General features: G+C 56.8%; 7 protein-coding genes. 3 read left to right on the forward strand and 4 right to left on the reverse strand.

Annotated elements, in window-relative coordinates; translation table 11 throughout:
- Positions 1-23 precede the first annotated feature (23 nt).
- Positions 24-2,822, reverse strand: a complete 2,799-nt coding sequence (gene polA / locus WFM45_RS23680; RefSeq protein ID WP_033631371.1) for a DNA polymerase I — start codon at positions 2,820-2,822, stop codon at positions 24-26.
- Between the two features lie 497 nt (positions 2,823-3,319).
- Here polA and WFM45_RS23685 point away from each other — a divergent pair, with 497 nt between their 5' ends.
- Positions 3,320-4,216 (forward strand): acyltransferase, encoded by an 897-nt coding sequence (locus tag WFM45_RS23685; RefSeq protein ID WP_015379457.1) that lies wholly within the window; start codon positions 3,320-3,322, stop codon positions 4,214-4,216.
- A gap of 42 nt (positions 4,217-4,258) precedes the next feature.
- Here the strand turns inward: WFM45_RS23685 and dsbA are convergent, their stop codons facing one another.
- From dsbA to WFM45_RS23700, 3 genes are all read right to left on the reverse strand, one after another.
- On the reverse strand, positions 4,259-4,882 hold the full coding sequence (gene dsbA, locus WFM45_RS23690; RefSeq protein ID WP_004931264.1) for a thiol:disulfide interchange protein DsbA: 624 nt from the start codon (positions 4,880-4,882) through the stop codon (positions 4,259-4,261).
- Positions 4,883-4,911: 29 nt separating this feature from the next.
- Positions 4,912-5,898 (reverse strand): serine/threonine protein kinase, encoded by a 987-nt coding sequence (locus tag WFM45_RS23695; RefSeq protein ID WP_156866557.1) that lies wholly within the window; start codon positions 5,896-5,898, stop codon positions 4,912-4,914.
- 98 nt (positions 5,899-5,996) lie between these two features.
- Positions 5,997-6,266: a YihD family protein gene (locus tag WFM45_RS23700; RefSeq protein ID WP_004931268.1), complete on the reverse strand. Its 270-nt coding sequence runs from the start codon at positions 6,264-6,266 to the stop codon at positions 5,997-5,999.
- Between the two features lie 148 nt (positions 6,267-6,414).
- Here WFM45_RS23700 and mobA point away from each other — a divergent pair, with 148 nt between their 5' ends.
- Positions 6,415-7,005 (forward strand): molybdenum cofactor guanylyltransferase MobA, encoded by a 591-nt coding sequence (gene mobA, locus WFM45_RS23705; protein WP_033631373.1) that lies wholly within the window; start codon positions 6,415-6,417, stop codon positions 7,003-7,005.
- Positions 7,002-7,520, forward strand: coding sequence for a molybdopterin-guanine dinucleotide biosynthesis protein MobB (gene mobB, locus WFM45_RS23710; RefSeq protein WP_156866558.1), 519 nt, complete (start codon positions 7,002-7,004; stop codon positions 7,518-7,520). Before mobA ends, mobB begins: the two co-directional genes overlap by 4 nt.
- Positions 7,521-7,586 lie beyond the last annotated feature (66 nt).

The following is a 7,586-nucleotide window of genomic DNA, read 5'->3' on the forward strand; positions in this document are numbered from 1 at the left end:
CGCATACGGCGATAACCCGGCGATCAGTGCGCTTCATCCCAGTTCATGCCGACGCCCACATCGACCTTCAGCGGCACCGCCAGGGCCATGCTGCCTTCCATCAGTTGGCGGATGCGCTGGCTGGCTTCTTCGATCACCGATTCATGCACCTCGAACACCAATTCATCGTGCACCTGCATGATCGCGCGCACCAACGGCTTCTCCTGCCCTTGCAGCCAGGCGTCGACCTCGATCATCGCACGCTTGATGATATCGGCTGCCGTGCCCTGCATCGGGGCGTTGATGGCGGCGCGCTCGGCCGCCTTGCGGCGCATGGCGTTGCTGGAGCGGACGTCCGGCAGATACAGACGGCGGCCGTCCAGCGTGCTGACATAGCCCTGCTCGGAAGCCTGCTGACGGGTGCGCTCCATGTAATCCAGCACGCCCGGGTAACGCTCGAAGTAGAGATCCATATAGCGCTGGGCTTCCCCACGCGGGATCCCCAACTGACGCGCCAGGCCGAAGGCGCTCATGCCGTAAATCAAACCAAAGTTAATCGCCTTGGCGCTGCGGCGCTGCTCGCCGGTCACTTTATCCAACGGCACGCCGAAAACTTCCGACGCCGTGGCGCGGTGAATGTCTTTCCCTTCGGCAAAGGCCTTCAGCAGCCCCTCATCCTGTGACAGATGCGCCATGATTCGCAGTTCGATCTGCGAGTAGTCGGCCGCGACGATGCGGTAGCCTTCCGGCGCAATAAAGGCCTGGCGAATGCGCCGCCCTTCTTCGTTGCGCACCGGGATATTCTGCAGGTTCGGATCGCTCGAGGAGAGACGGCCGGTGGCGGTCACCGCCTGATGGTACGAGGTATGCACCCGGCCGCTGACCGGATTGATCATCAGCGGCAGCTTGTCGGTATAGGTGGTCTTCAGCTTCGCCAGGCCGCGGTATTCCAGGATCACCTTCGGCAGCGGGTAGTCCAGCGCCAGCTCGGCCAGCACCTCTTCGTTGGTGGACGGTGCCCCGCCCGGGGTTTTCTTCAGCACCGGCAGCTTTTGTTTTTCGTACAGGATCGCCTGCAGCTGCTTGGTCGACGCCAGGTTGAACGGCTCTTCCGCCAGCTCGTGGGCCTGCGCCTCCAACTCTGCCAGACGCTTGGCCAACTCCTGGGAGTGGGCCGACAAAATGGCCGGATCGATCAGCACCCCGGTGCGTTCGATATGCGACAGTACCGGCAGCAGCGGCATTTCAATCTCATTGAATACCGTCAGCAGTTCCGCGCTCTGTTTCAGCTGCGGCCACATCGCCAGGTGCAGCTGCAGCGTGACATCGGCGTCTTCGGCGGCGTAAGGCGCCGCCTGCTCCAGCGCGATCTGATTGAACGTCAGCTGGTTCTTGCCCTTGCCGGCGATCTCTTCGAAGGTGATGGTTTTGTGGCCCAGATAACGGTCGGCCAGGCTGTCCATATCATGACGGCCGCCGACGCTGTCCAGCACATAGGACTCCAGCATGGTGTCGTAGGCGATGCCGCGCATCTCGATGCCGTAACGCGCCAGCAGGCTCATGTCGAACTTCAGGTTTTGCCCGACCTTGAGCGCCTTCTCGTCTTCCAGCAGCGGCTTGAGCGCCTCCAGCACGTAAGCGCGATCCAGCTGCGCCGGCGCATCCAGGTAATCGTGCGCCACCGGCAAATAAGCCGCTTCGCCCGGCGCGACCGCGAAGGACAGGCCGATCAGGTTGGCAGTCAGGGTATCCAGACCGTCGGTTTCGGTATCGAAGGCAAATACGTCGGCCTTTTTCAACCGCGCCAGCCAGTCGGTAAAGGTCGCTTCATCCAGGATAGTGACATACCCGTCCTGGGACAGCTTGGCTTCCGCCAAGGCTTTCGGCGCTTCCACGGCGGCTGCCGGTTTGGCGACGCCGGCAGCTTTCGCGCCCGCGCCTTTCTTGTTTTCCAGCCAGACGCCGGCTTCCACGTCCGCCAGCCAGCGTTTGAACTCGTACTGTTTGAACAGCTGTTGCAGCGTATCGACATCCGGCTCGGAGACCGTCAGGTCCGCGCAGGTCAGATCCAGTTCGACGTCGGTTTTGATCGTCGCCAGCTTATAGGAGAGGTACGCGACCTCTTTGTTCTGCTCCAGCTTGGCCGCCATGGTTTTGGCGCCGCGGAAGCTCAGCGTGGCGATGTTCTCCAGATTGCCGTACAGCGCATCCAGCCCGCCGATCCCCTGCAGCAACGCCTGGGCGGTTTTCTCGCCCACGCCCGGCACGCCGGGAATGTTGTCCGATGAATCGCCCATCAGCGCCAGGAAGTCGATGATCAACTCCGGCGGAATGCCGTACTTGTCGCACACTTCCTGCGGGCCGAGGATCGTGTTGTTCATGGTGTTGATCAGGGTGACGTTCGGCGTCACCAGCTGCGCCATGTCTTTGTCGCCGGTGCTGATCAGCACCGCATGGCCGGCCTTTTCGGCCTCCAGCGCCAGCGTACCGATAACGTCGTCCGCCTCAACGCCGGGTGTCACCAGCAGCGGCAGGCCCATCGCTTTGACCATGCTGTGCAGCGGCTCGATCTGCGCGCGCAGATCGTCCGGCATCGGCGGCCGGTGTGATTTGTATTCAGCGAAGAGATCATCGCGGAAGGTCTTCCCTTTGGCATCAAACACCACGGCAACGTGGCTCGGTTGATACTGCAGCAGCAGGCTGCGCAGCATATTCAGCACGCCGTACATCGCGCCGGTCGGCTCGCCCGCCGAGTTGGTCAGCGGCGGGAAGGCGTGATAAGCGCGGTAGAGGTAGGAGGAACCGTCAACCAGGATTAGTGGGTTTTCTGCAATCTGGGCCATAGCGTTTCTTTATCGTGATCGGACATAGGGGTAAGCATGCCATAGCTGGCCGCCGGAGACGAACCTTAGCGTGCATTGCGGACAAAAATGATGTGATTGTGTGCGAGGATCCGCAAGATCTTACCTGTGGATAACTTTGTGCATAGAAAAGAGACCGAATTATAACGCTGCGATTATCGTTATAACGGCGAATAAAATTCCTATTTAAATCACCGCGTTAAAAGAACGAATTCCGGCGATGCTTTATTACTGGCATTTATTGAATTTGTGGATATAACTTTCGCCGGATTTTAATCGCACTATTAATCAAATTCGGCGCCTCAATTACCATAGCACAAGCTGGACAAGTTGCACGAAAACTCAGCAAATGGTTATCCATCGAGACGAAAAACAGTGATTTTTAGCGGCGCTTTACCCCGGCGATTTCTGTTAAAATGCGTTTTTGTTCATGCGCTTTGGCATGCAACGATGTTCCCAACAACCGTCAGCCCATAATCATGCCAAGATTGTTAACGCCTGTTATCTTTATCATTTCCGTCATACTTACCATTCTGGTGACGGTGTTGTGCTCCATCCCCATCACGCTGGCCGGCATCGTGAAACTCCTGGTGCCCATTCCCGCCGTCTGGCGATATATCTCGGCTTTCGCCGATTTCATGATGTGGTGTTGGTGCCAAGGGCTGGCGTTGTTATTGCGCATTAACGGGCAATTGCGTTGGGATATTGAAGGGCTGGAAGGGTTGGATCGCAAAAACTGGTATCTGCTGATCAGCAACCACGAAAGCTGGTCGGACATTGTTGTGTTATGCGTGCTGTTCAGAAATCATATTCCAATGAATAAGTATTTCCTCAAGCAACAGCTCGCCTGGGTGCCTTTTGTCGGCCTGGCCTGCTGGGCGCTGGATATGCCATTCATGAAGCGTTATTCCCGCGCCTATTTGCTCAAGCACCCGGAAAAACGCGGCAAGGATATCGAAACGACGCGCCGTTCCTGCGAAAAATTCCGCCAGCGCCCAACCACCATCGTCAATTTCGTCGAGGGTTCGCGCTTCACTGAAGCCAAGAAAATTAAAAGCAATTCGCCGTATCGCAATTTGCTGGCGCCTAAAGCCGCCGGCATCGCGTTTACCCTTAGCGCGCTGGGCAATCAGTTCGACAAAGTGTTGAACGTTACTCTGCTCTATCCGGAAAATAACCAGCGGCCTTTTATGGATATGCTGTGTGGGCGGCTGACGCGTATCGTGGTGAGAATAGAGACGCTGCCGATCGATGAAACCCTGCACGGCGACTACTTCAACGACAAACAGTTCAAGCGGCGCTTCCAGCTGTGGCTGAATACGCTGTGGCAGGAAAAAGACCGGTTGCTGGATAAATTGAAGCGGCAATACGGATAAAAAAACGCCGGCGATGCCGGCGTTTTTCATGTTGAATCAGGCTTATTTCTGCTGGCTGAGGAATTTAACCACATCGGCGAACTGCTTCACGTAAGCGTCCATCGAGCTGGTGTCCAGGCCATCGTTTTTCACCATGTATTTGCCGTTGACGAATACCGCCGGCACGCCGCGCAGCTGCAGATCTTCTGCGGCTTTCTCCTGTTGAACCACCAGAGATTTCACCACGAAGCTGTTCCAGGCCGCGTCATAATCTGCGGCGGTCACGCCCGCTTTCACGAAGACGTTGCGGATATCGTCCGGCGTTTGCACGGTCTGGGTTTTCTGCACCGCTTCAAACATCAGCGGGCTCACCTTGTCTTCCACGCCCAGCGCCATCGCCACCGCCCACGCCTGAGTCAGCTGTTTGCCCAACGGCCCCAGGAACTCCACGTGGTACTTGGTCATTTTGGTGCCGGCAGGCAGCGCTTTCTTTACGTTCTCAGACACATGATAGACCTGCTCGAACTGGTAGCAGTGCGGGCAGTAGAAGGAGAAGAACTCCAACACCTGCGGCTCGCCGGTCACCGGTTTGTCCAGAGTCACATACTGAGCGCCATCGCTAAACTGTGCCGCCGAGGCACTGAATGCCATTACCATGCCAACGAGCGCCAACCATATTTTTTTCATAAGACTAAACTCTCCATTGTGTTAAAGCTTCAATACATTGGCGTCAGCTGCAGAGGGGGCTCCTGCAACAGCTTAACCTGTTCGGTGAAGGCCGCAGTCTGAGACAACCAGAAATCAGACTCCGCCATCCACGGAAAACTCTTAGGGAAGGCCGGATCCTGCCAGCGGCGAGCGACCCAGGCCAGGTAATACACCATGCGCATCGCCCGCAGTGGTTCAATCAACGCCAGCTCGCGCTGATCGAACTCGGCAAATTCGCTATACGCCTCCAGCAAGACATCCAGCTGCATCAGTTGATCGCGACGTTCGCCGTGCAGCAACATCCACAGATCCTGCACTGCCGGGCCGTTGCGCGCGTCATCAAGATCGACGAACAGCGGGCCATCGCGCCACAGAATATTGCCCGGATGGCAATCACCGTGCAAACGGCGCGGCTGCCAGTTCAGATGCCAGTGCGACTTGATCGCCGCAATCAGATCATCCGTCACCTGCAGGAACGCGTCACGCTGCGTTGCCGGTAGCAGCTCGCAATCGGCCAGCACCTGGCGCGGGGCGGTGAGGTACTCTTCAATCCCCATCGTTGGCCGCTCGGCAAACAAACGCTCACCGCCGACCTGGTGGATACGCCCCAGAAAACGGCCCACCCATTCCAACTGATCCAGATTGTCTATCTCGTATTGCCGGCCCCCCACGCTGGGGAACAGGGCAAAGAAAAAGCCGCCGTGCGTATGCAGTGTAGCGCCTTGCAGCGCCAGCGGCGCCACCGCCGGGATCTCCGCGCCGGCCAGATCCAGAGCGAACTGATGTTCCTCACCGATCTGTGCGGCGCTCCAGCGCTCCGGGCGGTAAAACTTCACCACGTAGCGCCGGCGATCTTCGTCCATAAACTGATAGACGCGGTTCTCGTAGCTGTTCAGCGCCGTGAGGCCGGAATCGACGCGCAGGCCAACTCCTTCTAGCGCGTCCATAATCAAATCTGGCGACAGGGTTTCGAAATTAAAAGCAGAGTTATTCATAACGTTCGTTTGATCGCTGACAGCACGGTGCCGGGAATGAGAAATAGTAGCATTAATGGCGCATTTCACGCGCGATGCTTTCTCGCACCGCACGAGGATCAGTCCTTGATAACGCCGCGAGCGCGCAGCAGCGCCGTTTTAAAATCTTCTTCGTAATCTTTCTTCAGACCCGGGATCTGATCCGTGCCGGCACTACCGCGCATTTTCAGGTGATAAATGAGAATATCGTCGCTCAGTTCGGACAACTCGCCCTGGAAGCCCGCTTCCTTCGCCAGCTTTTGCAAAAACTGCATCAAATTGAGATCGGGATCTTCCTGCCAGGCCGGGTGCAACAGCTCGATCAACTCGTTTACGCGATGCGTTTTCATCTCAATATCGTCCAATAGCATGAATAAACTCACAAAGTAGCAGGCTTACCCACACAGTGAAAGAACCGGCTTGTCAATAAAGGTAAATCCTGATGTCACGCCTGCTTTAGCGCTACAATCAGCCCATCGACAAGGCGGGATAAACGAGATGCATAAAGAAATCAGCGGCGTCATTTTGGCCGGTGGACGGGCCACGCGTATGGGCGGTGAAGACAAAGGCCTGGTGTCGATTGGTGGTATCGCACTCTATCAACACATATTGGCTCGGTTACGGCCGCAGGTGGCTTCCATCGTCATCAGCGCCAATCGCAATCAGGCATGTTACCAGGCGAGCGGTTTGCCGGTGATTGGCGATCTGACGCCCGATTTCGCCGGGCCGTTGGCCGGTATGCTGGCCGGGCTCAAGCAATCTTCCAACGAATGGGTGGCCTTCGTCCCTTGTGACGTCCCCGACTTTCCCGCTGACTTAGTGGCACAACTCTGGCGGCAAAAAGGCGCAGCGCCGGCGGCCTTTGCCAGTGATGGCGAGCGAGATCACCCTACGCTGGCGTTATTGCATACCCAACTAGCGCCGCAGCTGGCCGACTACCTGGCGCGCGGTGAACGCAAGCTGATGCTGTTCTTGCATCAAATTGGCGCACAACGCGTAGTGTTCAGCGGGCAGCAAACGGCATTTCATAACCTGAATACGCCGGAAGACTGCCTACATTGGCAGCAAACACGAGAGCTAAAGAAATGAATCGTTCATTGCCCCCCTTGCTGGCCATCGGCGCCTACAGCGGTACGGGAAAAACCACCCTGCTCAAACAGCTAATCCCGTTGCTGAAACAACGCCAGGTAAGGATTGGACTGATCAAACATACGCATCACGATATGGATGTGGATACGCCAGGTAAGGACAGCTATGAGCTGCGTAAAGCGGGCGCCGAGCAAACGCTGGTCGCCAACGATCGCCGCTGGGCATTAATGACCGAAACGCCGGAGCAACAACCTTTGGATCTGCGCTATCTGGCTGAGCGTTTTGATGCCGATAAGATCGATTTGATTCTTGTTGAAGGGTTTAAATATGAGCCGGTCAGCAAAATCCTGCTTTATCGGGCCGAGATCGGCAAACCGTTGGAAGACATGTTGGATCAGTTTGTCGTCGCGGTAGCCAGCGACCGACCACTATCCATCTCAGCTAAGCAGCTGGATCTCAATCAACCGGAAAGCATCGCCGACTTTATTGTCGAGTGGTTGAAAGGCGCAGCGTAGCTGCGCTTTTTTACGTATTGCACATAGCAAAAAGCCCTGAACGTTAGTTCAGGGCTTTCGGCTTTG

Origin of the sequence: Serratia sp. KG1D (genome assembly GCF_037150675.1) — a bacterium.
GTDB classification, from domain to species: domain Bacteria; phylum Pseudomonadota; class Gammaproteobacteria; order Enterobacterales; family Enterobacteriaceae; genus Serratia; species Serratia nematodiphila.

Excerpts from the sequence above, each read along its gene's own strand:
- polA (WP_033631371.1), bottom strand. The coding sequence starts at position 2,822 with ATGGCCCAGATTGCAGAAAACCCACTAATCCTGGTTGACGGTTCCTCC.
- WFM45_RS23685 (WP_015379457.1), top strand. The coding sequence starts at position 3,320 with ATGCCAAGATTGTTAACGCCTGTTATCTTTATCATTTCCGTCATACTT.
- dsbA (WP_004931264.1), bottom strand. The coding sequence starts at position 4,882 with ATGAAAAAAATATGGTTGGCGCTCGTTGGCATGGTAATGGCATTCAGT.
- WFM45_RS23695 (WP_156866557.1), bottom strand. The coding sequence starts at position 5,898 with ATGAATAACTCTGCTTTTAATTTCGAAACCCTGTCGCCAGATTTGATT.
- WFM45_RS23700 (WP_004931268.1), bottom strand. The coding sequence starts at position 6,266 with ATGAAAACGCATCGCGTAAACGAGTTGATCGAGCTGTTGCACCCGGCC.
- mobA (WP_033631373.1), top strand. The coding sequence starts at position 6,415 with ATGCATAAAGAAATCAGCGGCGTCATTTTGGCCGGTGGACGGGCCACG.
- mobB (WP_156866558.1), top strand. The coding sequence starts at position 7,002 with ATGAATCGTTCATTGCCCCCCTTGCTGGCCATCGGCGCCTACAGCGGT.